General features: G+C 45.2%; 23 protein-coding genes and 1 pseudogene. 3 read left to right on the top strand and 21 right to left on the bottom strand.

The genetic code is table 11. The features are described from left to right. From IEW26_RS07895 to IEW26_RS07915, 5 genes are all read right to left on the bottom strand, one after another. A complete protein-coding gene (locus IEW26_RS07895) occupies window positions 1-834 on the bottom strand; it encodes a carbohydrate ABC transporter permease (RefSeq protein WP_145402123.1) in 834 nt (277 codons plus the stop codon). Next, complete coding sequence (locus IEW26_RS07900) at window positions 819-1,721, bottom strand: carbohydrate ABC transporter permease (protein ID WP_229729734.1); 903 nt, start codon at window positions 1,719-1,721, stop codon at window positions 819-821. The genes IEW26_RS07895 and IEW26_RS07900 overlap by 16 nt, the downstream gene beginning before the upstream one ends. Window positions 1,722-1,792: 71 nt before the next feature. After that, window positions 1,793-3,076: an ABC transporter substrate-binding protein gene (locus IEW26_RS07905; protein WP_188591974.1), complete on the bottom strand. Its 1,284-nt coding sequence runs from the start codon at window positions 3,074-3,076 to the stop codon at window positions 1,793-1,795. 231 nt (window positions 3,077-3,307) lie between these two features. After that, complete coding sequence (locus IEW26_RS07910; protein ID WP_188591975.1) at window positions 3,308-4,786, bottom strand: helix-turn-helix domain-containing protein; 1,479 nt, start codon at window positions 4,784-4,786, stop codon at window positions 3,308-3,310. A gap of 35 nt (window positions 4,787-4,821) precedes the next feature. After that, the gene (locus tag IEW26_RS07915; RefSeq protein WP_188591976.1) at window positions 4,822-6,582 is read right to left on the bottom strand and encodes a histidine kinase; all 1,761 of its coding nucleotides are present in this window, start codon (window positions 6,580-6,582) and stop codon (window positions 4,822-4,824) included. A gap of 648 nt (window positions 6,583-7,230) precedes the next feature. Between IEW26_RS07915 and IEW26_RS07920 the strand changes: the two genes are divergently transcribed. Beyond that, window positions 7,231-7,665, top strand: a complete 435-nt coding sequence (locus IEW26_RS07920; RefSeq protein ID WP_188591977.1) for an Rrf2 family transcriptional regulator — start codon at window positions 7,231-7,233, stop codon at window positions 7,663-7,665. A gap of 52 nt (window positions 7,666-7,717) precedes the next feature. Here IEW26_RS07920 and IEW26_RS07925 read toward each other — a convergent pair whose 3' ends face one another. The 5 genes from IEW26_RS07925 to IEW26_RS07945 form a co-directional block, all read right to left on the bottom strand. Further along, window positions 7,718-8,080, bottom strand: a complete 363-nt coding sequence (locus tag IEW26_RS07925) for a VOC family protein (RefSeq protein WP_111270911.1) — start codon at window positions 8,078-8,080, stop codon at window positions 7,718-7,720. Between the two features lie 374 nt (window positions 8,081-8,454). Then, a complete protein-coding gene (locus tag IEW26_RS07930; RefSeq protein WP_188591978.1) occupies window positions 8,455-9,492 on the bottom strand; it encodes an NAD(P)/FAD-dependent oxidoreductase in 1,038 nt (345 codons plus the stop codon). Window positions 9,493-9,654: 162 nt separating this feature from the next. Next, window positions 9,655-11,244 carry an AraC family transcriptional regulator gene (locus IEW26_RS07935; RefSeq protein WP_188591979.1) on the bottom strand — a complete coding sequence of 530 codons (1,590 nt, stop codon included), beginning with the start codon at window positions 11,242-11,244 and terminating at the stop codon, window positions 9,655-9,657. A gap of 154 nt (window positions 11,245-11,398) precedes the next feature. Then, a complete protein-coding gene (locus IEW26_RS07940; protein ID WP_188591980.1) occupies window positions 11,399-12,403 on the bottom strand; it encodes an ABC transporter substrate-binding protein in 1,005 nt (334 codons plus the stop codon). 282 nt (window positions 12,404-12,685) lie between these two features. Further along, window positions 12,686-12,943 carry a hypothetical protein gene (locus IEW26_RS07945; RefSeq protein ID WP_188591981.1) on the bottom strand — a complete coding sequence of 86 codons (258 nt, stop codon included), beginning with the start codon at window positions 12,941-12,943 and terminating at the stop codon, window positions 12,686-12,688. 228 nt (window positions 12,944-13,171) lie between these two features. On the opposite strand from IEW26_RS07945, the gene IEW26_RS07950 reads away from it, so the two are divergent. Continuing rightward, window positions 13,172-14,707, top strand: coding sequence for a glycine betaine uptake BCCT transporter (locus IEW26_RS07950; RefSeq protein WP_188591982.1), 1,536 nt, complete (start codon window positions 13,172-13,174; stop codon window positions 14,705-14,707). Between the two features lie 124 nt (window positions 14,708-14,831). Here the strand turns inward: IEW26_RS07950 and IEW26_RS07955 are convergent, their stop codons facing one another. Beyond that, window positions 14,832-15,686, bottom strand: a complete 855-nt coding sequence (locus IEW26_RS07955; RefSeq protein WP_188591983.1) for an NAD-dependent epimerase/dehydratase family protein — start codon at window positions 15,684-15,686, stop codon at window positions 14,832-14,834. 56 nt (window positions 15,687-15,742) lie between these two features. Then, entirely contained in the window at window positions 15,743-17,020 is a 1,278-nt protein-coding gene (locus IEW26_RS07960; RefSeq protein ID WP_188591984.1) for an MFS transporter, read from the bottom strand. A gap of 126 nt (window positions 17,021-17,146) precedes the next feature. Between IEW26_RS07960 and pdxR the strand changes: the two genes are divergently transcribed. Then, on the top strand, window positions 17,147-18,538 hold the full coding sequence (gene pdxR / locus IEW26_RS07965) for a MocR-like pyridoxine biosynthesis transcription factor PdxR (RefSeq protein WP_188591985.1): 1,392 nt from the start codon (window positions 17,147-17,149) through the stop codon (window positions 18,536-18,538). Between the two features lie 98 nt (window positions 18,539-18,636). Here the strand turns inward: pdxR and IEW26_RS07970 are convergent, their stop codons facing one another. From IEW26_RS07970 to IEW26_RS08010, 9 genes and pseudogenes are all read right to left on the bottom strand, one after another. After that, the gene (locus IEW26_RS07970; protein WP_188591986.1) at window positions 18,637-19,062 is read right to left on the bottom strand and encodes an NUDIX hydrolase; all 426 of its coding nucleotides are present in this window, start codon (window positions 19,060-19,062) and stop codon (window positions 18,637-18,639) included. A gap of 13 nt (window positions 19,063-19,075) precedes the next feature. Next, on the bottom strand, window positions 19,076-19,909 hold the full coding sequence (locus tag IEW26_RS07975; protein ID WP_188591987.1) for an EamA family transporter: 834 nt from the start codon (window positions 19,907-19,909) through the stop codon (window positions 19,076-19,078). A 53-nt stretch (window positions 19,910-19,962) separates the two neighbouring features. Then, complete coding sequence (locus tag IEW26_RS07980; protein ID WP_188592387.1) at window positions 19,963-20,931, bottom strand: hypothetical protein; 969 nt, start codon at window positions 20,929-20,931, stop codon at window positions 19,963-19,965. Window positions 20,932-21,230: 299 nt separating this feature from the next. Next, window positions 21,231-21,758, bottom strand: coding sequence for a DinB family protein (locus tag IEW26_RS07985; protein ID WP_188592388.1), 528 nt, complete (start codon window positions 21,756-21,758; stop codon window positions 21,231-21,233). A gap of 42 nt (window positions 21,759-21,800) precedes the next feature. Beyond that, window positions 21,801-22,484, bottom strand: a complete 684-nt coding sequence (locus tag IEW26_RS07990) for a TetR/AcrR family transcriptional regulator (RefSeq protein WP_188591988.1) — start codon at window positions 22,482-22,484, stop codon at window positions 21,801-21,803. Window positions 22,485-22,538: 54 nt separating this feature from the next. After that, window positions 22,539-23,711 carry an FAD-dependent oxidoreductase gene (locus IEW26_RS07995; RefSeq protein WP_188591989.1) on the bottom strand — a complete coding sequence of 391 codons (1,173 nt, stop codon included), beginning with the start codon at window positions 23,709-23,711 and terminating at the stop codon, window positions 22,539-22,541. Between the two features lie 263 nt (window positions 23,712-23,974). After that, window positions 23,975-24,276 (bottom strand): annotated as a pseudogene (locus IEW26_RS08000) (chromosome condensation regulator); the annotation flags it as partial. A gap of 262 nt (window positions 24,277-24,538) precedes the next feature. Continuing rightward, a complete protein-coding gene (locus tag IEW26_RS08005) occupies window positions 24,539-24,970 on the bottom strand; it encodes a universal stress protein (RefSeq protein ID WP_188591990.1) in 432 nt (143 codons plus the stop codon). A gap of 5 nt (window positions 24,971-24,975) precedes the next feature. After that, complete coding sequence (locus tag IEW26_RS08010) at window positions 24,976-26,202, bottom strand: CynX/NimT family MFS transporter (RefSeq protein ID WP_188591991.1); 1,227 nt, start codon at window positions 26,200-26,202, stop codon at window positions 24,976-24,978. Between the last annotated feature and the right edge of the window lie 43 nt (window positions 26,203-26,245).

Consider the following 26,245-nt stretch of genomic DNA (forward strand, 5'->3'; position numbering starts at 1 on the left):
TCATCCTTTCACAGAACCGGCAGTAATGCCTGAAATAAAGTATCGTTGGAAGAACAGGAATACAGTGACTACTGGAATAAGTGACAGTACGGTACCCGCCATAATTAATTGGGTCTGCGATGTGAACTCTCCGTTTAGACTGGCCAAGCCGAGCGGAAGTGTCTTAAGGCTGTCGCTGGTAAGATAAATAAGTGGAGCCTGAAAATCATTCCACACCCAGGAAAAAGCGAAAATTCCAAGCGTTGCTAACGCTGGCTTGGCCAGCGGCATGATGATTCTCGCAAAGATGCCAAATTCGTTGCAGCCGTCGATTCGCGCCGCCTCAGAGAGTTCCTTTGAGATTCCCGACAAGAACTGGCGCATTAGGAACACGCCATAGGGACTAAAGATTTCCAGCAGGATTAGTGCCCAATGGCTGTCAACAAGGCCTAGCTTCTTAATGACGAAATACTGCGGAATCATAATGACTTGATAAGGGATCATAAAGGCTGCGAAATACATGATGAACAATCGGTTCTTTCCGGGGAAATCCAATCTGGCAAAAGCGTAACCAGCCAGAGAACAGGTAATCAGCTGCCCCAAAGTAACAAGGATAGAGACCTTCAGAGAGTTGAAATAGTATAATGGAAATGGAATACTGGTCCATACCTCGACGTAATTCTCGAAGTGAAATACCTGCGGAATCCACTGTATCGGATACTGGAACACTTCCTCCTGCAACTTGAAGGAGGTGGACAGCATCCACAGAAAGGGTACGATCATGACCAGAGATATTAAGATCATGAACAGATGCGCCAGAGATTTAGGCACTGCTCGACCTAGTAGTTGACCCATCGTTTCTCCCCCTTAAATTGTACATAAGTAATCGCCAGAACGATCAGGAACAGCACGATGGCCTCAGCCGAGGCGTAACCAAATGCGGAATTGCGGAACGATTGAACGAAAATATCATAGACGAGCAGCTTCGTAGAGCGGCCCGGACCACCACCAGTCATGACATACACAAGATCAAATGACTTGAACAGATTAATAATGCAGGTAATGATGACAAAGAACGTCACTGGAGATAGCATAGGCAGGGTGATATTACGGAAGCGCTGCAGGATATTGGCGCCGTCAATGTTGGCCGCCTCATACAGCTCTTTGGAAATTCCCTGTAAGCCGGCTAGGAACAGCAGCATATAGTAGCCGGCCATCTTCCAGGCCGAAACAAGTATGATGCTGAGCAAAGCCCAGTTCGAGCTGACCAGCCATCCGGGGGGGTGCTCCATAAATTTGCTGAGGAACATGTTCAGCGGTCCGAGCGTTGGATTGAAAATGGCCTGCCATACCACCGCTACTGCGATAAACGATGCAATATGGGGGAAGAAGAATGCCGCTCTGTAGAGCGACATCCCTTTCATTTTCCGGTTAACAAGCAAGGCCAATGATAGAGATGCAATGATAACGAGCAGGCAGGAGCCAAAGGTGTAGAGCAGCGTATTCTGTAAAGCAATTCGAAAGTTCTCGTCCCGCACAAGCCGGAAATAATTATCCAGACCGTTCCATTTCACCGGATTATACCCGTCCCATTCTGTGAAGCCAAGCCCGAACGCCATCACACTCGGAATAGCGATAAATAACAAGAACCCTAGCAGATTCGGGAGCAAAAAGAGATAGGCTGTTCTCGCTTGCGGATGCATCATCCGTTGCCACAATGACGGTTTTTTTCTTTTTTCCAACAGCCTGGTTTCCTGTGTCCCTAGCGTGCTTTTATTCAAAGAAGACATTTCATCACTTCCTACCTCTTGATCTATTGAATCTCTTGCTCTCTTCTCTTCTTGATGTTCTCGATTGCTTCTTCAGGTGTCAGCTCGCCCAGCAATGCTAATTCTCCTTCTTCTGTCGCGATCGTATTCATCTGGGTAATCCCCTTACGTAATTCTCGTTCCGGAACAGATGTAATATTGAAGATGGCATCCATGTTCACCGCGTCATTGGTAAAGGTTGCTTTGTACTGATCCTTGACACGATCTGCTGAGGAAGCCGGTGTCTGATATTTGGCCACGATCTGCTGTCCTTCTTCACTGGAAATGAAGCTGATCCACTTCTTGGCTTCTTCGGGATGCTTGGACTCCGAGTTCACGGCATGAACAACGACTGCAGTCATTGTTGTGCCCTTCTGCACTCCCGGCGGATGAGGAACATACGTCATGCCCCAGTTAAAGTTGAGCTTATTGTCCTTCTGATCCTGTTCCAGCATGCCCGGGAACCAGGTTCCAGTAACAACCATGGCATATTTCCCAGTGAGGAAAGCCGTTCTGTAATGTGCATTGGTTGCTTTATTCTCGGCTACGGAAGGCTGCGCACCGCTTTCTGACAGCTCCTTGCGCAGCTTGAGTCCTTCCACATAAGGGGTCAAGTTGTCACTGTAGAGCGAGCTTCCCAGTTGTTGTCCATAGGAGTACCAGGTCTGCGGCCAGTCCGGCATAAAGGAACCGTAAATTTTATCTGTCCCGCTTCCGCTTGTCATCTTCTTGGCTAGTTCAACATATTGCTCCCAAGTCAGGTCATCGCCGGGATATGCAACTCCCGCTTGATCAAAAAGATCTCTATTGTAGTAGAGCGCCCAGCCGTCCGAACGGAATGGCAAGCCGTACAGTCTATCGTTAATTTTCAGATCTTTAAAGAAGGATTGAACACCCGAAAGCTCTGTGTTGTCAGCAGCTGCAAGATCATCGAGTGGCAGCGTTCGCCCCGACGAGGCCAGCTTGTAATATTCATCCAGACTCTTAAAAGCAAAAGCATCAACCTCGCCACCGCCTGTCAGCGTTACGGTTAGACGTTCGCTGTAGGTGTTTGCATCACTTTTGGTAAAATCAATGGTGATGCCCGGGTTCTTCGCTTCGAACGCTTGAGCCAGCTCATCATACATCCGCTCTGAGGCGCTGTCGTTCCATAGCATAAACTTGATGGCTACTGCTTGCTTCGAAGCTGAGGAATTCACTGTCGTATTATCAATCGTGCTTGATCCGCATCCGGCCAGTAGCAATGCACTGGTCATAATTCCAATCAAAGGTTTTAACCAATTTTTCATGTAGTCCCCTCCAAGTTCGAATGTGTGAGTATTTCTTACTTGATGTAACTATAATAGAGTTCCAGGCGTTTGTCTTTGCACAAATCTCAGTACAATTGTTGAGTTATTCATATTTTTGATAGCGCTTTCTGTTAATTTTATGTTAGTAAATATGTCTTATATATAACATAATGGAAGAAAAAAAAGGGGAGGCCCCCTTGGTTAGTCGATTATTCAGTTTTGTGTTCTGTTTTACAGATCCCCGCGGTATTCTGAGGGCGTTTTTCCTGTCATTTTTTTGAATACCCGTGAGAAATGACTGAGATTATGCAGACCTACCTGCTCTGCAATCTCCTGTATGCTTCCTTCCTTGCGCCTGAGCAGCTCTTTTGCCTTTTCCACCCGAAAGCCAGCTACGAAGGACATAGGCGTCTCTCCAGTCTGTTCCTTAAACAGCGTGGAGAAATAATTTGGATTCAAATGAACAGCACCGGCCAAGCGGCCAAGCGTTATCTTCTCTGGATAATGTTGCTGCACATAGCGGATCGCCGATTCTACATCTATGGTCACAGAACGTTCATTGTCCTGCATAACGGTCCTTAAGGCAGCTGACATACGCTCCATGAATTGTCTGGCGGTTGTACAGGAATGGGCAAGGCTGATGGTTTCCCCCCAAGCTGCAATATGCTCCTGATGAAAATATCTGCCGGGAATATTCCGGGTGAGCAGCATCGTTAGCGCCTGAACCAGCCGCTTCGGATGAACGCTACGCCGCTCGGCGTCCTGCATCAACTGATCTAAACAATCCATGATGGCATTCGCATTGGCGCCCGCCAGCAAAGCAATCAAATTTTCCTCCTGTTGAGCCTGAAGTACCGGGACGGACATTTGATATATACGCTTGTGCTCATACTCGACCATATGGTTCCAGCCCGTATAGAATAAGTCTGCCTGCAATTCCTCAGCTTCACGGTAAGCCTTCTCCCACTCGTTCGGTCCGGCAACTCTGGAACTGATCAGTATGCCCGTATCTTCATAGCGCTCTAGTAGCAGGTGCGGCGCTTCAATCTCGTCCTCGAGAATAAGATGCAGTCGCTGCTCGGTGTCAACAAATAATCGCCTCTCCGCAATGACGGCCGGATAGGGAAACTCCTCCAGCCAAGCGTGAATATCCGTCTGCCCCCATATTTCCCGGTCCATCAGCATAATAATCCATCTCCAGCCCGCGCACGCCCGTGCACTTAACCTGAACTGTTTCAGCCAGGCGGATGGAGACTGAAGCTCAAGTATCCGGACTTCAGGCTGTGACGCTGCCAGTAAACTGGTCCCCCCGCTTTGCTCGGAAAGCTTCTTGTGAAAGGTATCATATAGCCGCTCCAGGCAGTGTTCAACCTCTCCAGATGATAGATTAAGTTTGTCCAAATACTCGAACACACCGTAGCGTATGCCTTGCCTAGCGAGTCCAAAGTCGGTATGACTGCTAAGTATACAAATCAGCACTGTCGGTGATATCTCGCGGATACAGCCAATCAGTTCCAGCCCGTCCATTCCCGGCATGCGAATATCCGTAATCACAACATCCGGCTGCAGCTGGATAAACATTTCGAGTGCGTCCTTTCCATTACTCGCCTGGCCCGCAATCTCAAAGCCGTATTGCTCCCAGGGCACTGTTCTTAGCAGCGCCTCTCTAATTAGCCACTCATCTTCTACCAGCATCGTTCGAATGGACATGTTGTCGCCTCCTTATGAACACAGCTTTTTCTAGATTATTGTTGCTTCGGCAGCGATATCTCCACCTGAGCGCCAGACCCTGGGGAGCTTTCGAATTGCAAGCTTCCTGCTCCACCGAAATACAAGGCAATGCGTTGCTGAATATTGGACAACCCAATACCGGAATATGTTTGCATCTGCTCTATATCCTCCGCCTCTACGACCGCTTCGAGTGGACGATTGGATGTTCCGGCCCCGTTGTCGGATACGGTGATGGTGAAGGTGTCGGATATATCATAGGCCTGTATCCAGATATGAATCGCCGCCTCGCCGTACATACCGTGATAGATACTGTTCTCCACCAGCGGCTGCAAAGTAAAGCGGGGAATGTACTGCCCGAGCAGTGCGTCTGGTACATCAATCAGGACATGAATGCGATCCGGGTATCGAATCCGCATAATTGTCAGGTAATGCTGCAGCGCATCCAGATCATCTTTAACAGTTACGAGCGGGTTCTCCGGATATATTTTTGATGATAGAAAGTATCCCAGAGCATGGACGACCTCACGAATTTTCTCCATCTGTCCATGTAGCGCCAGCCCACTGATCACCGCCAGCGTATTCTTAATCATATGGGGCTGAATTTGCGATTGCAGTGTTTGCAACTCTAGCTCTAGCTTCTGTCGCTGCTCCATCTCCATACGCTCATGCAATTCCTTCAAATCGGAGGTCATGCTCAGGAATGAACGCTGGAGCATATCAAGCTCAGGATCGGTGCGAATCAGCGGAACATGCGTCCATTCCCCTGACCCGATCCTTCTCATGACACGGACCATCTGCTTAATCGGCCGCAGAATTCGGCCGGTGAACAAGTGTCCAAGCAGGATGGACAGTAATGCGCAGAGTCCGATGACCACCAACAGAATGTTACGGATTTGTCCAAGCTCGGACAGGAAATTCTGATAGGGAATCTCCTTGACGACGACCCAATCATTCAGAAGCTTGGCGGATATATAGAGAGAATTGTCCAGGCTCTTACCCTGATTCAGTACGGTAGTGACTTTACCGTAATCCGCTGCGACCGCTTCTTGGAGGATTGCAACAGGCGCGGTTGCTTTTGAGGGAGAATATACCTGCGACCCATCCGTTTTCGCGATGATAAACTGGTTATTTGAAGCAAGATCGTCTACCAAGGCCGCCACAGAACCCGAAATCATTATCTTCCCCCACTCTGTGCCGGTCTCTATATCCGTATATCCGGCCTCATAAGTGAGCATAGGCTCCGTCGCGCTTGATGGATCGAACGCCAGATGCGGAGTTACCCACACGAACCGTTCGCTGCTTCCGGCTTGCAACACTTTTTTGAACTCCGCCTTGCTGTCGAGATAATCGGCTAGCCTGCTGCCGTCCGCCCCCCAGCTTGTGAACACTTTACGGTTATAGCCGTAAATTAGAATGGAGGGCGTTTTTTCGAATTTGGAAAATACCAGTTTGCTCATCAATTGATTGAACATATCCCATTCCTTGATGTACCGCTTTAGATCGTCTGGTGAAGATTCTGGATCAAGCATCTGGCGGACGCTTTCCTCCTGCCCGAACGATCCAGCAAGCATCTGGTACATGGACAGCTCACTGTTTAGAGAGGCAACTGTCTGTTCGAGTAAACGAGATTGGATTTCCATAGCCTGGTGAATGATTGTACGTTTGGAGGCATTATAACCAGCCCAGCCGATAACAATCATGGGAAGCACACCAAAGAGCAGCAAGATCAAGATGAATTTGGATCGCAGGGTCCATCTGGTGATTTTTGTGCTCACAACCTTCCACCCCCTGTAAGACCGAGAAGTTTTTCCGCTAAGCCGTGATGATTGAGTAAATAAATTTAAGTATGTGTTATATGTGAGTGGACTTCAAGGTAAAAAGAAGGAAATGGTTCAGCAATGAATGAACAGAAGAACAATCGAAGACATACGAGATCGTAATATAACAACTTTACTGAATACAACCTCGAGTATATATCACTAATCGAATCGGAGGTTGTTAATGATGATTAATGCGGGTTTGCTAAAGTCGAACGCCTCTATGCTGCTATTCGTTATCTCAGAACGATTCAATTGGAGCATGGAGTAAGTACCTATCCTTTTGAATAAATAAGGAGGGCTTTAGATCATGGAACAGAAGATGCGATCGTAAAAGGTATTGAATTAGCACATCAATCAAATTGTGGGCGGTTATAGCTATGACGGAAGTGGGTTTGCACCTTCCCCACAACTTGTAGAAGCAGAATGATTCGATGGACTCCCGGCTCGACTCCTCCAAATCCCGGAACTCGCAGCCATAGCCGACTGTGTTATAGATAGATTTGAATTGGAAGTGATTTTTTATCCTTCCGTTAACCTGATACAGCAGTTGATTGACCTGTTCTTTAAATGAAACTATACTATTGAGCAAAGAAGGTGAGTAGATTGAAACAAATAAGTAGTCGCTTTTCGATGGCCGTCCATATTCTTTCCATGATCTCACTGGACCCTCTATATAGTACAGGCGATCGAATTGCCCGTAGCGTAAATAGTAACCCTGTAGTCATTAGAAGAATTATGGCCCAGCTCAAAAAAGCAGGTTATATTGATACAAAACCAGGAGTTGCCGGGGCTTCTCTTTTGATACCTCCTGAAAGATTAACCCTACTGGATATTTTCCAAGCAGTCGAATCTGTGGATGGAAATGAGCTTTTCAAAATTCACAAGGATACTGATCCAAATTGTTCAGTAGGAATGAACATTGAATCTGTTCTATTACCCCAACTCTCTAATGCACAGAAGGCTATGGAGCATGAACTAGCTTCTGTTACTCTAGCTCAGATTGTAGAACAACTACGCATGAAGACAAATGTAAAATAAGCTACTCCTCTACTGGAGTAGCTTATTTTACATTTTTGGATTTTGCACCAATTCAGACAGAAGCTTGCGCAGGCTCAACATATTCAATAAAACTGCCATCAGGATGTTGAACAAAAACGCTTGGACCAATAGGACCATGCTGATCTCTTACGATAAGGGTATTTTGCTTTTTTAATTCTGCCTTCAATTCGTTCATAGAATCAACATACACCACTGCACGGAGTGATTTAGCAGGCTCCAAGGCCTCTGGACTTCCAGATACAATGACGTAAGGATATACTGTGGCTAAAGATAAGCCAGCCTCGGGAATATTCCATGTGCGATCCATAGATCGGTTAGCAAGAGATTCATAATATGCAACAGTTAATTCCAGTTGATCGGTAAAAACAGGTATAAAATGATTTATGATTTTCATATTAACCTCCAATTTTTATTTTTAAATATAACTATAATTGTTATAACTAATTTAGTTATATATAGATGTTTTGTCCTTGTCAAGCTTTCATTGTCAATGAAGTAACTGAACTTACACTGAAAGAACAAATATTCATCTATTTGGTAATGAAGAATAAGTTTTTGTCCTGGGCGCGGAACTTATACCGACAAAATAAACAAAGCCGCTAAAATAGCGGCTTTGTTTAGTCTTACGTACATATTAAGGGTGTTAGTCTATCTAGCTCAAACACGAGTGTATGTGGGCCGATTGTTATTACATTTGTTTCTGTCTGCTCATCCATGGCCAGTTGCGATTATACCCATTTTCTATTCGTATACTGGTTGCGGACCCTGCTATTCATCGGATACGCCAAGCGCTTTGTTACGCTCTTTAAACCTTTCGTTATGTGACGATACATAAGCCATTCTCGGTGCATCGGGATCTATATATCGTTTGGCGCTGTTAAGCGCTAAGGCAGCATCCGTGAACGCCCCTGCAATCAGGTTCAGCTTGCTGTCGTAATTAACAAAGTCGCCAGCCCCGAAAATACCTGGCAAGTTCGTCTCAAGTTTCGGGCTGACGAATATGTTCCAGTCGTCCATATCCAGCCCCCAATCCTTGATTCCTGTAAAATCGGATTTCAGCCCGTGGTTGATGATAACCTCGTCAACTTCTAGCTCGTGCGAGTTCCCAGATTCGATGTGGGCAATCGTCACCCGTTCAATCGCCTTTCCATTGCCGCTGTATAATTGTGTAATTTCATATGGCGTAAGCACATCGGCAGAGGACTGCTTCATTCGAATAACATTTTTTTCGTGTCCGCCAAAGTGATCCCGCCTGTGTACAACCGTCACCTGAGCAGCGATGGAAGCCAGCTCGTTTGCCCAATCGACAGCCGAGTTTCCCCCACCCGAAATAAGTACTCGTTTCCCTCTAAAAGGCTCCAGTTCCTGTACCGTATAGTGCAGATTGGACACCTCGTAGCGCTCAGCCCCTTCCAGTTCCAGCTTCGCCATTCGCAGAATGCCGCGCCCAATCGCCAGAATGACTGTGCGTGTCCAGTGTTTCTCCCCTGTTACCGCCTCCAGAATGTAGGTTGAATCCGCTTGTTTCTCCAATCGGATAATGTGCTGGCCGAATACAATGGTAGGGTCGAACGTCTTCGCCTGCTCCGATAATTGTGCGATTAACTTCTCGCATAGGATGGGGGTAACTCCTCCAACGTCCCAGATCATTTTCTCGGGATAAATAAGCATCCGCCCTCCCAGCTCTTCTTTCGCTTCTATTAACTTCGTCTTTAAATCGCGCATTCCACTATAAAAAGCAGTATACATTCCCGCAGGACCACCGCCGATAATGGTCACATCGTATAATTCAAGCTGCTCAGTCAATTGAAGTCCTCCTCCTGCCGGCTTATGTAAATATCCGCGCTTATGATAATAGTTATCATTATCATTGTAACTTCGACAACGTAACAATAACAATGAACAAAATCGACGTTTGCTTTATACAAAACGGAGGAGCAGACTAACTGGTCGTAAGGAAAACAAAAATCAAGCTAACGATCGCAGGATATCATCAATTTTTTTGCCGTTAGAAATAACTCCGTTATTCATCCAGGTTAGAAAATCAACCTCGTAAACGCGGTTGTTTCTTACAGCGGGAAGATCGCGCCACTCTGGCTGCTCCAGCAGTGCCCTTTCCTTCCCTTCTGCTTGGCTATGCCACTTATCGAAAGTAATGAACAGATGGTCCGCGTTTAACGCACTCAATTCCTCTACAGAGAGATTGAACATACCCGGCTTATTCAATTCTGAGGTTATCCCTACTGCGGCATGCGAGCGCAGGCCAGCATCGCCATAGAGAACCGTTGAAACAAAGCCTTGTGCTTCTTCCGTATATTGAATGATTTGGTCCGCCGAGATACGCAAAAAAGCGACCGTTTCATCTTTCATAAGTTTATTCAGCGTGTGGCTCGCGTTCCGAGCTTTGAAAGCATAATTTGCAATAGCATTTTCGGCCAACTCCATCCGGCCGAAATAATCGGCGACGGTACGCAGCAGTGTACGCCAATTCGTGGTCGGCTCACGCAGGATGCACGTGTTGGATATGCGTCGGCACTGAGAATATTGCTGCTTCTCGTAACGATCGACAAGCAAAATCAGATCCGGCTTATAACAGGAAAGCTCGTCAAAGTTGCCGCTGTTCTCGTCGAACGTCGGAATATGGTTTAAACCTAGATAGTCTTGTTTTCCCCATTTCTCATGTCGATATTGAGCGATCGGCTGCATATCCAGCGCAACGAGAAAATCCTCCAAATACGGCGCTACTACTCTAAGCTCTCCTTTGCGGCTTCGGCGGTATTGTCCGGGCGAGATGCCAACCGTCTGCTTGAAACGACGACTGAAATAATATTCATTGTTGAATCCTGCATTGAGCGCAATATCGAGCAGCCTGTCATCGGCGCTTGCCAACCACTTCTTGGCCTGACTAATCCGTACTTCATTCAAGTACTGAAGCGGTACTTGACCCGTAATTTCCTTGAACAGACGGGTATACTTCCAGCGATCAATGCCTGCGAGGGAGGCAAGATCCTCCACGGTCAGTAGCTCGCGGTAATATTCATGAATGTGCCGTATACTAAGCTCTACCCTGTGATGCTCGATATCCATTCCCTTATCTTCGGTTGCGGATGCATTTTGATGAAATAGAAAGAGCAGCAGCTCCTGGAATTTAACAAATCGTTGGAACAGCTCGAGCTCGTCTGTCGCTCCGTCAAGTCCATATAACTCATCAAGCAGCTCCATCGCCTTCGCGAAGGGTGCGCAGGAAAGCTCGTGCTTATCCGGCAGCAAACTTGAAACTTCACCATCGCCGATCGTTGTAAAGCAAATTCGGTAATAGCTGCAGTTTATAACCTGCTGTTCAATAGAGAAAGGTCTGCCAGGTCTCTGTAAATAGCATTTTCCTTGACCCGTTCCATTCATAATAAAGAAGAGATCGAAATCTTCCTTATCGTCTCCGTCTACGCCGTCCGAGTCACCTGTTTCTCCTTGCTCGCCCACAACAAAGAAGCGGATCGATCGTAGCACATATTGAACTGAAGGAGCCGTCCCAGCTTGTTTGCCCTCTTCAATATCCATTTTTACTATCCAACGCCTTTCAATTGATATTCATTCTCAATACATAGTGTAAATTAAAAAGAGCCGCCCTTCAACCTTCGTTGAAGAGTGACTCATTATTGCTCTATGATGGTGCAGATCCTTCTCCAATAAACGTAATCTCTCTGATTACCTGTTATGAAGCTAGCAATCGAAGCAAATCATCCATCTTCAACCCGTTGGCCGTAATGGCTCCCGTCTGCCAGTATGATCTTTCAACGGGATATACATGGCCGTTCTTAAATGCGGGAACGGTCTTCCATAACGAATTAGCCTTCATTTCTTCAAGTGCTTTTGCGTTACTCTCTTCCTCCCACGTTCCGTTGGACGGCAGCAAAATAATATGGTCCGCGTCAAGTTCAGGAATGACCTCGTTCGACAAGACGATATTGCCCTCCGTCATCGCTTCGGCGAACGCTGGTGCCTTCAGCCCAAGCTCCTTATACAAGATTTCTCCGACAAAGGTGTTATGGATACCGAAAATATTAATCGATTTGTCTGCGACGTTCATCCGCAGAACAACGATCTTCTCATCGCCGATTGCCGAGTTCAACCTTGCTTTCACATCGGCAATACGAGTATCATAATCGGCAATAACCTGCTCCGCTTTATCGCTGAGACCAAGCAGATCTGCGATTAAGGTCAAAGTTTTACGTGAATCCGCAAGTACATCGTCCGGCAAACGAAACGTCGGAGCAACTTTGGAATAAAGCTCGTATTGTTCTGCATCGACCTCTCCCGCACCGATGATTAAGTCTGGCTCGGATACAAGCAAAGCTTCGATATTTCCGGTTACGTCGAACAACGGCACGTCCAGCTTCAAATAATCCTGCTTGCCCCACATCGGGTTATAATATTGCACAATAGGCGTTACCCCAAGTGCAACCAAATAATCTTCACGATAAAGAGCTGAGATTCTCTTCGGATTGGTCGGAATCTCTACCTCTCCAAAGCCATCGGTTACAATGCGTGTTTCGGTCTGAGGTAGCGCTTCGCTGGTCGCAGCCGTTGCCTGTCCAGTCTGATCGGCAGGCACTGTAGACGCAGCTTGGTCGCTTGTCGATCCGCAACCTGTCACCGTAATCATTGCTGCCGTTATAAGCGATATGCACCTGATTTTTATCAATTCTGATCTTGCCATGTCTGCCTTCACTCCCGTAAGTTCTATGTATTGTAGCAAAACAATTCGTTAATTTATAATGATAATCATTATCATTTTGCTTGAGTAGATTTTACCCCATTCTGGATGGCATGCTCAATATACATTCTATAAGATCGGCTTTATACAAACTCGTCATTTTCCTATTTCAGATAAAATACCTTGTCCTTTTCTGTCCCTGCCTCCGAAAAAAATGTACTGTTAGCATAAAACAAGCCGCTAAAATAGCGACTTCAATCTGAGTAAGCGACAGTGCACCGACGATTACATCGGTGCACTGAGTATCGCTATTGTCCCAGCCGTGTATGGAATGATTCCATGATCGAGAAGACCTCCGATGCTGTTGCCATCCCACTCGATCAGATCAGGAGCACTACCACTTTGCAGACGCTGCTCAAGTATCTCTCTGGGCAGAGGTTCGATCTCAATAAACACTCCTCTATGCTTTTCCTCAAAATTTTTCTTTGCCATCTCAAGTACCTTCTGTTTTTTATCATCGCTCACGGTGACTGTTAATCTCATCTGCATATGCTCCTTTCGTTTAACTGACATAATCATACAACAACTGGTATGACACAATGTGTCATGGTAAGAAAATGCCGTCCCGATGGAGCAAAACAACCCGAAGGTGTTTCAATATACATCGGTTTGTTTTATTTTATCAACAGCTGGCTTTCCGCATGATGACAAGCTGGACTAGCACATACTAAGGAACAGTTGGCTGAAGCATACATAACGGAGGTTCTTTTTATGGTATTTATAATCACAATAATTATCGTTGTACTGTTTTCACTCTGGGGAGCGCTAGCTCCTGATCAGCTAGCGAGTGCAGCTAACGCTGCCTACAACTTCTCTATCCAGAACTTTGGCTGGTTTTATTTGCTGGCGACACTGTTCTTCCTGATCTTCGCTTTTTATCTGGCATTTAGCCGATTTGGCGGTATCAGGCTGGGGGATGATGATGATGAACCGGAATATTCGACGATTTCCTGGCTATCCATGCTGTTTAGCGCCGGTATGGGGATTGGACTGGTTTTCTGGGGAGTTGCTGAACCGCTATCCCACTATTTATCTGCACCGGAGGGAGCGGAACCCGGAACAACGCAAGCCGCAAGACTTTCTATGCGCTATTCCTTCTTCCACTGGGGGCTGCATCCTTGGGCTATCTATACCGTTATTGGCCTAGCCCTGGCTTACTTCCAGTTCCGGAAAGGCTATAAAGGACTGATCAGCTCCACGTTTATTCCTCTAATCGGTGAGCGTCTAGCTGCAGGCTGGCTTGGCAAACTTATTGACATTCTGGCGGTTATCTCCACGATCTTCGGTGTTGCGACCTCGCTTGGATTGGGGGCACTTCAGATCGGAGGGGGCCTGAATTATTTATTTGGTATCCCTAACTCAATTACAATCCAGTTTGTTATTATCTGCGTTGTAACGGTACTGTACTTAATCTCCGCAACCTCTGGCCTGGATAGAGGTATCAAGATTCTGAGTAACACCAACCTGGTGATCGCTGTGCTGTTGATGCTGTTTGTATTGGTGACGGGTCCGACTACGTTTATATTTGACACATTCACGACAACCTTGGGCAGTTACATGCAAAATATTATTAATATGAGTTTGAGACTGACGCCGTTCTCAAGAGAAACCTGGATTGGAGTATGGACTTTATTTTACTGGGCATGGTGGATCGCGTGGGCTCCATTTGTCGGCACCTTTATTGCAAGGGTATCCAAAGGAAGAACGGTAAAGGAGTTTGTAATTTATGTCATGCTTATTCCAAGTCTTTTTGGGTTTATCTGGTTCTCGGTGTTTGGCGGAACAGGACTTCACCTGGAATTGTTCGATGCAGTCCATCTGGCGGAGGCCGTCAAGGAAGATACGACAACGGCTTTATTCCTCATGCTGGAGCAGCTGCCATTGGGAACGATCGTAGCATTCATCGCCACACTTCTCATTATGACCTTCTTTATTACGTCGGCTGATTCGGCTACTTTTGTGCTGGGTATGCTGACTTCAGATGGGAAGCTTGATCCGAGTACTAAAGTGAAATTAACCTGGGGAATCATGCAATCTTCCATTGCAGTCGTCCTACTAATTAGCGGGGGATTGAGTGCCCTGCAGACCGCGTCCATTGTGGCGGCACTGCCGTTCGCTGTGGTTCTTATCGGTATGTGTGTATCCTTGCTCAAGGCTTTACAGGCTGAAGACAGAGAACGTCGTCAGAAGGAGAAACGACAGCGTCAAAAGTTGAGGAAACTGCTTGAGGAACAAGAAAACGCGTAGTAAGCTTTCACTTAAAAATGCAACAACGCAAAAAAGTCGCTATAACAGCGACTTTTTTGCGACTTTTTTTGTAATATGTTTATTCGGATTAGGCTTCAGGCCAGCGCTACTAACGACGATATTTCTATTGTAATGACTTGGAAAAACCCGATCTCCAAGTAGGATATTGAAGAATCCATCCTTGTTCGTTTTTGGCTTTATGATTCGAAGCCCCTCTCTCCCACGGAGCTGCTCCCGATTGAATGTCTGGTGCTGGTGCACCCAAGGCTTGAGCGTATACAGGAAGCCATTCTATGCCTTTGGCCGGTTCATCATCCACAATGTTATACGTACCCGTTGGCCAATCCAGCGCCAGCAGAGCAGCATTCGCAGCATCTTCGACATGAACAAAAGACGATACCCCATCCGTTGCCTTCATTTCTTGGTTCATGACTTTTTTTGCTGTATTCCCATTTTTATCATACCAGGTTGCAGGTCCGTATAAGGTACCATACCGTAAAATGACATACGCAGGAATTTCTTTTACAGCTTCCTCCAGGGCAACAACACCGTTAATCGTTGTATTTCTAGGCATAGGAGCAAACTTATCCAATGCTGTTTCTTCTACCGCAGGAGTTGGACCAGGTTCATATGCCCATGAGATGCTCTGCGCGATGATTTTTTGAACCTTCGTCTGTTTTGCCGCATCTACCAGATTTCGGGTTCCTTCGATGCGTATGCGCGCATTTTCTGCCGAGCTGCCTTGACTTAATGAGGTTAATTGATGAATTACAACATCAGGTTTAACTTCTGTTAGAATATTCACCATTTGCACCCGATCGAACACATCTGCAACAATGGCCTTGGCTCCTGTTTGTTCAATAGCCCCTCTTTGCTCTTCTTTCCGCGTCATGCCAAAGACATCGTGACCAGCCTGTACGAGTTGCGGCAGCAGCAATCTTCCGATAACACCACTTGCACCAGCTACGAAAATTTTCATAAAATAGACCTCCAGATTCTTTTTTTGCATTCTATTATTTGGACAATTCTTATACTTTATTTGGATAAGCTCAATGAATCCTCTTTAGACATCTTTGTTAGAGAAAGGATTCCCATGGCTATAGAAATGAATACCATTGCCAATATTCCTGCATTAAAATGACCCATACGATCATGAAGATACCCAGTTAAAAATGGCCCGGACGCTCCAATCAAAAAGCCTATGCTCTGCGTCATAGCCGCCCATGAGGCCGCCTCTTCAGGCGAAGTAGTCAGTTCAACCGGAAGCAAATTGAGCAGTGCAAACAGCATCCCCGATCCCAAACCACAAATGAACACAGCAAGCCATAGATAAGTGGAAAAGAAAATAAGCAACAGACCAGCAGCTTGCATCATGGAGGATACGAAGAGCCAGTTTCGTCTTGAAGCATGCCTTTTAAGAAGCTGCTGCAATACGGTACCACTCGGAATTTGTATCAATGCGAACAAAGTAACCATAAGCCCGGCGTGAAGCTTGGATGCACCTGCTCCAATAAGGATTAAGGGAAGCCAACCTAAAAGCGAATAAAATACAAGGCATAACATTCCGAATTGCATAGCCAGAATCCATGCTTTGCCCTTTTGCCAAGGTAGTTCTAACGATTTTCTGTATAAAACGGTTGAGTTCAGTTTAGAGCTGGAAGGCTGTCGCTTCAGTACATTAAACCATAGGGGCAAAGCGAGAATGACAGGTATCACCCAGAACGATAATGACATTTGCCACGAATGAAGCCCCCAATTCAAGGGTGAAGTAAGGCTGGAACCAAGTGCCGCACCCAATGCCAGAGCCATAGAATAGATTGCAATCATGGAGGGTGCTCTGTCAGCCATATGCTTTTTAATAAAGCCCGATAACAAAGGTCCCATCATAGCAATACCTATACCGGATAACAATGTAGTGAAGAATAACAATGAAGCCGAATGGATAAACAGGCGTAAAAGTGTACTGCCTCCGATCAGCATCAGGGAGAAGGTGATGACCTGTTCAATCCCCAATTTTTCACTCAATTTTACAGAGAACGGAGCAAGTATTCCCATACATAACACAGGAATAGAAACGAGCAGGCTCGATACAGCCCCGCTTAGGCCGAGATCCTGTTGAATGCTTCCCAAGACAGGTGCAATAGATGAAACAATGGGTCTCAGATTGAGTGATGCCATAAACAGTGCGGTAACGAATAGCCAACGATTCAATTCGTACTCTTTGTCATTTGGTATGATTGGTATGGGAGATATACTCGCAGTAACTGCGCTCATCGTTGGTGCTCTAAGCCGATTAGTTCTGCGTTTTCTCATACAATTCGCTTCTTTCTGTAGGAATGGGATTTGGCATGACTTATAATATCATGATATATTGGTCATCATTAGTTCCATTTTTGAAGCATTTTTACCATACCACTTTATAATAAAAGGAGATCTTTCATGCAATCCGGACGGAATGAAACGAAAACCAGACAGGTATACTCGTGGATCAGAGACCGAATAATGCAAGGTAGTTACAGGGCAGGAACCTCCCTTCCCTCCACCCGGGAGCTTGCTAAAGAACTTGGGGTCTCACGCGCCCTTATTGTGGAGGTATATGAGCAGTTAACAGCTGAAGGATTTTTGGAAGGTAAGCAAGGCTCGGGAACCTTCGTAAGAGATATAGGCGCAAGCAAACCAATGCATGTACAATCTGAAGAGCTTGTTGACAGGCATGAGAATGTCTCCCCAGCCTGCGAGAATCATGTATCCTGTATTGATTTTCGTCCCAGCTTTCCTGCGCTCGAGCATGTCCCCCTTCAGAAGTGGAAAAGAGTTGCACTGGATGTGTATCATGATCTTCCTCCTTCTATGCTTGGATACCCGGAGGATATGGCTGGCGATATTGAACTCCGACAAGCCATTTGTGAGCATCTTCTCCATATCAAAGGCCTTCACTGTCAGCCATCGCAAATTATTATTACGGCTGGCGCAACCCAGGCTTTTTCGATACTCGGCAAGCTTTTATTAACGCCTGGTGAAACGATTGCCATGGAAGACCCGACGGCAACATTTATTCATAATCTTTTCGCTGAAACGAACGCCCGAATTATGCCTGTGCCCGTCGATGCCGATGGTTTATGTGTAGAGCTGCTGCCAACCGATGTAAGGCCCAAATGCATCTTTGTAACACCTTCTCATCAATTTCCGTTTGGGAGTATTCTGTCGATCAGCAGGCGCCTCCAATTACTTGACTATGCTCGAAGCACAGGTGCCTACATTATAGAGGATGATTATGACAGCGAGTTCCGTTATGGGGGAATGCCTGTTCATGCCCTGCGAGAGCTGGATGCTGAGCGGGTAATCTACGTAGGAACGTTTAGTAAAAACATGTTCCCTGCACTAAGGCTCGGTTATATTGTAGCCCCGCAAGAGCTGGTGGAATCGATCGTGCAGCTCAAACGTACGACCGATATGCAGTGTCCTGCTTTATCGCAAATCACATTGTCCCGATTTATGAAGGAAGGGCATCTGAAACGTCATATTTTGCGAATGAAACGAATTTATCATAAGCGAAGAACTCACCTGATTCATGCATTGAAGGATACGTTCGGAGAGAAGGTTCAAATATCGGGTGATGCTGCGGGTTTGCATCTGATCGCAACTTGGCCAGGACGAAACGCCGATCTTTTGACTGCACTGGAGCTTGAGGAGCATCGGATCAAAATCTACCCGGCCGAGCGATACACGATTCGCAAGGATCAGTACAATGACAGCCTTATCATGGGGTTTGGCAATGTGAACGAGGCTCAGATTTCCGAAGGAATTCAAGCTCTTGCCCAATTTATATAAATACAGTAAGCCGTTTATTGAGCTCAGACGATCTGAAATTGCAAGCAAAAAGGAAGGGCCTCTGCCCTTCCATATCTATAATTCATTTCATTGAAGAATCAGATGATCCCTTCATCGTAATAGGATACCTGCACATTTTTTCGGACGATTTCTTGCAGGCTTTCCTCATAAAATGGCATCAGTGCATCCGCTTCTTCAAGACGAATCCAGGCTATTTGTCTAATCTCATCAGGTCTTGAAATGGCTTCAACTCCACTCGATATACATGCTCTGAAGGTTACGCATATGCCATGTTCCGAACAATCCTTCTTCATATACTCATTAATAGCTACGACTCCCCGGAGCTGTACATGTAAACCTGTTTCTTCACACACTTCACGAATGGCAGCGGCTTCTAACGTTTCATTAGCTTCAACTTTGCCACCCGGAAGAGTCCACGTCTCTGAGCCTGTATTTTGAACCATTAATAGATGTGAATCATTCGCATCGGTAATCAATGAATAGACCGTGTATACTCTGTTCATCCTATAATCCTTTCTAGATGCTTACGATAATGACCCCGAGAAGAATAATGGCAATGCCCGCCCATTGGCTCTTCGTCAGCTTTTCTTTCAAAATCCAGCCAGCCATAAGTATGGTAACGACACTATATAATGAAGTAAGGGCCGTGGTGCTTGTGGTATAATCAACGGTTTGTCCCATATTAAAAGAGAGTAAAGCTCCTGTATCCAGCAGCGCAGCTACAATGAGAATCAAACTGGTAGACAGGTTTATGCGTGGGAGTTGAATTCTTTTTACCCGTAGAAGTATAAACGCACAAAAAAACTGTATGATCCGTGTGACGAGTACAGGAAGAATTACACCCAGATGAGGAGTAATGTATCCGATCGCCCAAAAATAAAAACCGATGCAGATTGAGGCGATAATGGCCTCGGGTATGCCCGATAATGTCATTTGTTGTCCGATGCTTTTGCTTGATCTTGTAACTGTCAATACACCAATAACCAGCAGCAGAACACCTATAATGGTATTGATGGGCAACCGCTCACCGCCAATAAAAGCGAGAATCGCAGTCACCACTGCAAATCCCGAGCTGATCGGAGAAACGATGGATAGGGTCCCCTTTTCAAAAGCTCGATATAACATTAACGTACCTGCAAAGTTGACTACAGAGATGCCGGCTATTCCGATCCAAACCATAGCGTTTTGGTCAATATGAGGTGATTGTGTAAGTACATAGCCTCCCAGCAAAAGTGAAGCAATGAGCTGAATCCCGAGCAAGGCAGGTAACGTTTGCACCTTTCTGGTGGCCTGGGTAACCATAAAGTCCGATAGACCAAAACAAAGTGCTGCAATCAGGCCAAATATCATACGTTTATCCTCCAAATTTCGCTTTCTGCCAATGCACCCGAGTTAATTATGATTTATGATGGTGACACCGAATTCTGGTCGAAACCCTCATTTTGTTCCGGCCTATGTTTACGGTTCGAAGCCTTCTTTTCCCCATATTTGTATAACAATATAAAGCTGAACATAAATAAACTTGCAACAAGTGTGACAAGAGGTAAACTCCACACTTTTTCTACGGGAAATACAAAGGTCAGTAGCGGTATAGCGTACAAGGCAGGAATTCGGGCATGAAAAAGGCGTGATATCACGACGATTAAAATCATATCGATGAACGCAGCCAGTACCTGCGAATCCACCTGCATAAAAATAAGAGCGCCAACAGCAGCAGATATCGTTAGGGTTAAGCCTTGCTTAAACGCCATTTTTACTGTGTAGATCGGCTTTTGGAGCGATTCGTAAACGACGACGAAAATAGGTGGAATCACTGCCATGTGTTCATAACCCAGCAGCCAGCAAATACTGAGCCAGCATAGTGAGATAGCCAGGAAAATCACCATATATTTGTATTGAATCATCGACTTTGCTGCGAGATTTTTATGAAGCTGAAACACGACTACTCCGGCCATTAAGGTCAATGTGAATGCAAAGACAATCGATACAAATGACCAATCCTGTGTATGAATGGCGAGTGGTAATAGACCTGTAGCAATGGCGGGAGCGAGGTTAGAGCGTATTAATCTCAGAAATAACATCATTATAAATAGGGTAAGCATTACCTTTATCGGATATATGATTTGGAACTGATTCATGGTCAGACCAATCGCAGCTGTCATGGTCGGTGCAATGAAAATGACGGAAGGACGTCTGATCCACCCTGGTTCTCTGTATACCCACATGGCTATAGCCATCGCTGCAACCTCTGGCAAAATGATCTCTGCATGTTGTAACCATACGGATAAACTAACCATTAATAGAATAAATGATATCGCAAGAACGTAAGGCAGCTTGCCTATTTTGTTCGTTGCGGGATTTGCTGCATTCATACGCTCCCCCTTCATTCCAACTTCAAACGATTGCTGCTGTTGGATCATCATAGCTATGATTAATGTGCAGTAGTACAGCATGCTGTTAGATTTATGCTAACATGAACATTTTTAATGTTTTAAGTACCACTCTATGCATTTTTTTGCATACCAATTTTTGAATTAAAGCAAAAGAAGACTCAAGATAGGTGAAGACCTGAGATATGGTATGAGCATTCTCCTTATATCTACTGGGGAAAGGGATGGTGTGATAAAGAAAAAAAGTCGCTAAGTTAGCGACTTTAATCTTACAGAAGAAATCAACTCCTGTTCAAAATGCCTAAATATGCACTCCAGGGTCCAACATCAGTCCTGTATCTCTCAGCCATGACCCTGATAATTTGCGTAATATGTGTAAAATCATGAACGACCCACGCAGAGAGCAGCTCCCTCAACTTCACGCTGCCGAATTCCGGATGCAAGCCGGTCTTCTCCAGATCAGGATTAGAATTAATGATATCCTTGAGTGTAGAAATATTGTTCAATCTGATGCTACTGAACTCCTGTAGTGCTTCTTCAACGCTTCGTTCAGATATCTGCTTCAAATGGGAGAAACGGTCAAAGGCGGGAAACAGCTGAGGTTCACCCTCCAACACGATGGATTCCACCCGCGGAATCCAGTTATGCTTCTCCGCTTCAATGAAATGTTCAATCACTTCTTGTGCATTCCAGGTTCCTTCACCTTCATTGCATTGAAGCCATGCTTCTGACAAACCAGATAAGAAACGCTCCAGAGTTTGCGGCGTGCGCTCCAGAATTTCAATAGCTTCATTTACATGAAAATTAATGTTAATGCCCCCCTCTGTTCGACATCTGCCATTTTTAGATTTTTAACTGCGGCCTCTCTGCTGCATCTGCAGAATTCCTTGAAATATCACTTCAATTCCCCAGAAGAATCTTTCCTTGGAGTCAATATCCCCCGAGAAAATTTCTTTTTTCAGACTATTCATGAGAGGAAAACGAACCGGATCTGCTTCATTATAGTAATTCTGGGTGCGTTCCATTTGCTCGCTTGATCTGGCAGCCTTCTCCAAAGCAACAGAAGAAACATACAGAAGCAAAAGATCTGTTCCCCAAGCAGCTGAGGTGGAGGAAATTCCACCCTTTTGCAGTAGCGCAAGCAAATATTCATTCAGGCGAAAAGCATTATCACCGATAGGGATCGTTCGAAGAGATAGCTCTGCCAACCCGGGTTGTTCAATAAGTAACATTGCATAGCCATATAGCGTTTGGGACAATTGCTCCTTCCAGTTATCGTCCGTTATCTCAGGCAGGTGCAGCTCTCCAAGACCAAGGTCAAGCACATACGAGCTTAATTCCTGCAAATTTTTAACATAAACATACAGTGAAGATGGGCCTGTGTCCAGCTGCTTGGCGATCTTCCTCATGCTCATGCCAGAGGTTCCTTCCTCCTTTAACAAATCATAGGCGGTCTTTACAATCAGTTCATGACTCAAAGCTTCTTTCGCTGGTCGATTACGTCGACTCACAATTTCACGTTTAGGTTTCATCATACTTTTCTTATAACATGCCAGAAGCCAATAGTAAATACATAGCGTAAGATCACATTATGTCTGCTGCTCATACTTGTTGTGATAAGACTGCATTAAATTAGCCAGGTTCGGTGCGGCATGATCCGAGAAGCAAAGGATGAGATTTTGATTGGATTCGTCTGCTTTTTCTGAGGAATACTTGAACATTTTCTCCTCATATTCTTCAATGGCTTCCGCAGTATTCTTGTTTCTTACAAGGGCAAGAGCAAGCTCCAATGCATCCAGCATAGCAAGGTTCACACCTTCTCCGGCAAAAGGTGACATGACGTGAGCCGCATCTCCGATCAACGTGACACCAGAGTTTCGTTCCCATCTGAAGCCGACTGGCAGCATGTAAATCCTTCTTGGTAAAATAACATCCTCCGCATACCGAATATAATTCTGCAGCGATTCATTCCAATCGTGGAAAAGCTCAAGTAATTTCGCTTTCATTTCCTGCGGTTTATCGTTCCGAATAGTGTCTAACCAGTCCTGTTCGACCTTGAAACTCGCATATACTTTGATGCGTCCGTCGCCATTCAATTGCCCTAATATCCCTTTATGATCATCTAATGCAAACATCTTCCCACGTGAATTGAACGCTGCCAGATCCGGGTGATCGTCTGCAGTAACGTTAAGCTCCAGCATAGTCAGACCTGAATATTCTACATCGATATCCGTAAGCAGCGGGCGAACACGTGAAAACGCGCCATCAGCACCAATGACAAGGTCGGCTACCTCTACATTTCCATTCTCAAAATGAAGCTCGGTCTTGCCTGCGCCTAAAGACACAATCTTCTCAAGTTTATAGCCATATCGTATTTTAGACTGATCTAATTTGTTTAAAAGCAAATCACAAAGTGTACCACGGTCAATCTCAGGGCGATGGTGTCCTTCCGACATATCTTCATCGGCCACTTCATCAATATAAATTTCCCCTGTTTTGTCCATTAATCTGAAATCTTCGCCCTCATACCGTGCGGCTTGCTGAAAAGCTTCATATAATCCAGCTTCTTTCAACGCAAGCTGCCCGGAATCTTCATGAATATCCAGAGATCCTCCTCGTTCATGACTTTTGTCCTCCTGCTCACGCTCGTAGATAACCGCGGGAATACCATGTTTCTGTAAAATAAGGGCAAGCGTCAAACCTCCGGGTCCACCTCCAATTATTGCGATACGACGTTGTTCATTTGAATTAACTGTGTCCATTTGTACACATCTCCTTAGTATATTCGCATTTGTGTCTAGCTAAAGTGCAAGATTCGAGCAATCTGCTTCATCTCCGATCAAGGGAATCAGGACAGCAGCTGTGCGCTTATGATGTATTATATTTATAACATCACGAACACTGTTCGTCAAGAACAATGTTCGTGATGGGCGGGACCTCAAAAGAATACAATAAAAAAGCCGCTTCAATAGCGACTTCACTGGGAATATGATCTTGTCCTCCCTCTGATAAGGGCTTATTGTTGGATGCTGCTCCACCTGCTGATATCACACTGTACATAATCATTATCGCCTACAGCAACCATTGTACCGTCTGACTTAAGACCAACGGTATGATAGCTGCCTGCTGTAACTGCTACAATATCAGCCATCCGCTTACATTGCATTCACCTTCATTATTTCGACCTACAGTGACTACCGTGCCATCCGATCTAAGCCCAACAGTATGAAGATACCCTGCCGAAACAGCCAAAATATCGTTCCAGTCGTTTACGCTGCATTGGTTATACTTATTGTTACCCACAGCTGTTACTGTACCGTCCAATTGCCTTTTCCCCATTCAGATAACTAAATCAGGTTGATCATCGCCAATATCTAATAAAATGGTATGAATAAAATTCCAATAGATTGAATAATATGAGTAATTTTTATATGTTGCAAATTTTTAAATGTTAATCTCATCTGTAATTTTCTTCATAGAAACAGCGGCATCGCAGGATACGAATATCCTAGAATGCCGCTGCATAATTCATGCGATGAATGCTCCTCCGTCAGTATATCAATGCATCATCTCAGTAGTTCCTAAAGAGTTAATGTACAATGAGGACCGGACAGTTTGATAATTGTGAAACCTTATGGCTGACACTTCCAAGCATCATTCCTTTTACGCCCATTAGTCCACGACTTCCGATAATAACAAGTTGCTGCCCGGTTTCCCTTGCATAATTCAATATTTCATACGCAGGATCTCCCTTAAGATGAATAGTTTCCGGATTTATTCCCGCAGACTTTAATTTGGATTTGGCTTGGTGCAGTAGATCCAAACTCGCTTTTTCCATTTCGTTCAGCAGGTCTTCCAAAAAAGGCTCAGGTACATATGTCATTCCGTTCGACACATAATCCTGACTTACATTAACCAAGCTAATCTGAGATTGTTTATTTTGAGCTATTTCAACGGTTGCATCCAGGAGTTTATTTGTTATTTCAGCTTTATCAATGGCCACCATAACTTTGTCAAACATCGTTATCATCCTTTCCGCGGCATCTCGTAATGATTTCGACTACCTACAATACGATGACTTGCTGCTCCGATACCAACTATAAAGAGCAGGACTGAAGCTCCTAGCAAAATGAAAAGTGGCAGGTTCCAGCTATTTGTTGCATCATGCAGATATCCAATAAGGGCTGGACCCATTGCGGCAAGAAGATACCCGATTGATTGCGCCATGCCAGATAGTTCCGCTGCTTGATGCGCATTTTCAGTGCGCAACCCGAAAAACATCATGGACAAGCTAAAGGCGAAGCCACCACCAATTCCGAGCATGATGATCCATAACAGAATGACGTTGGAGTTGCCGTATAGAAGTCCGAGTGTTCCCGTTAAAAGCAAAATGGTAGTGATGAACACTAACAAACGTTGGTTAGACATGCGCCCGGCAATAACAGGAACAATAAACGTAAATGGAAGCATCGCTAACTGCATGATGGATAGGAACCATCCTGATTGGTTGGGGTCAATTCCCTGCTGCTTCAAAATTTCAGGCAACCAGGCGATCAAAACATAGAATATCATGGACTGTATACCCATAAACAGGGTTACTTGCCACGCAAGCGGGGATTTCCAGACATTCACATCGTAGCTGGCCATTCTTTGACTTGTCGTGGCTGTTTGCTTTGTTTGTTTTCTTAATTGGGGCAGCCAACAGAGGATCGAAACAAAGCTTAAAATCCCCCATATTCCCAATGCTCCCTGCCATTTTAGACCAGCGTTCACTGCCAGGGGTACACTAATTCCCGATGCGATTGCTCCGCATAAATTCATTGAAATGGAGTAAACACCTGTCATAGAGCCAATCTTATCCGGGAAATCTCTTTTGATTATACTCGGCAGTAATACATTACATATGGCAATCGCGAATCCAAGAACTGCTGTCCCGATAAACAGATAAATTGCGCCAGATAAGGAACGTATGACAATACCCGCAGTCAGAAAAATCAGGGCCATCATAATGATACGCTCAACCCCATATCTTCGTCCTAATTTTGGTACTAGAGATGATAATAAAGCAAAGGCAAGCAAGGGTACCGTTGTGATCAAACCTGCTAATGTATTTGAAATGTGAACGTCATCCCTTATGAGACTCACTAAAGGACCGACCGAGGTCAAGGGAGTACGTAAATTAGCCGCAATAACGATAATGCCGAGAATGATCAGCGCCATAGAGGACGGTATGTTTTTTTGTTTATTCGGCATTCTTCACTTCTCCTTCCTGAATTGTTACGTATGATTTGCTTCA

The sequence above is a fragment of the Paenibacillus silvae genome (genome assembly GCF_014639235.1).
In the GTDB taxonomy this organism is placed as follows: domain Bacteria; phylum Bacillota; class Bacilli; order Paenibacillales; family Paenibacillaceae; genus Paenibacillus; species Paenibacillus silvae.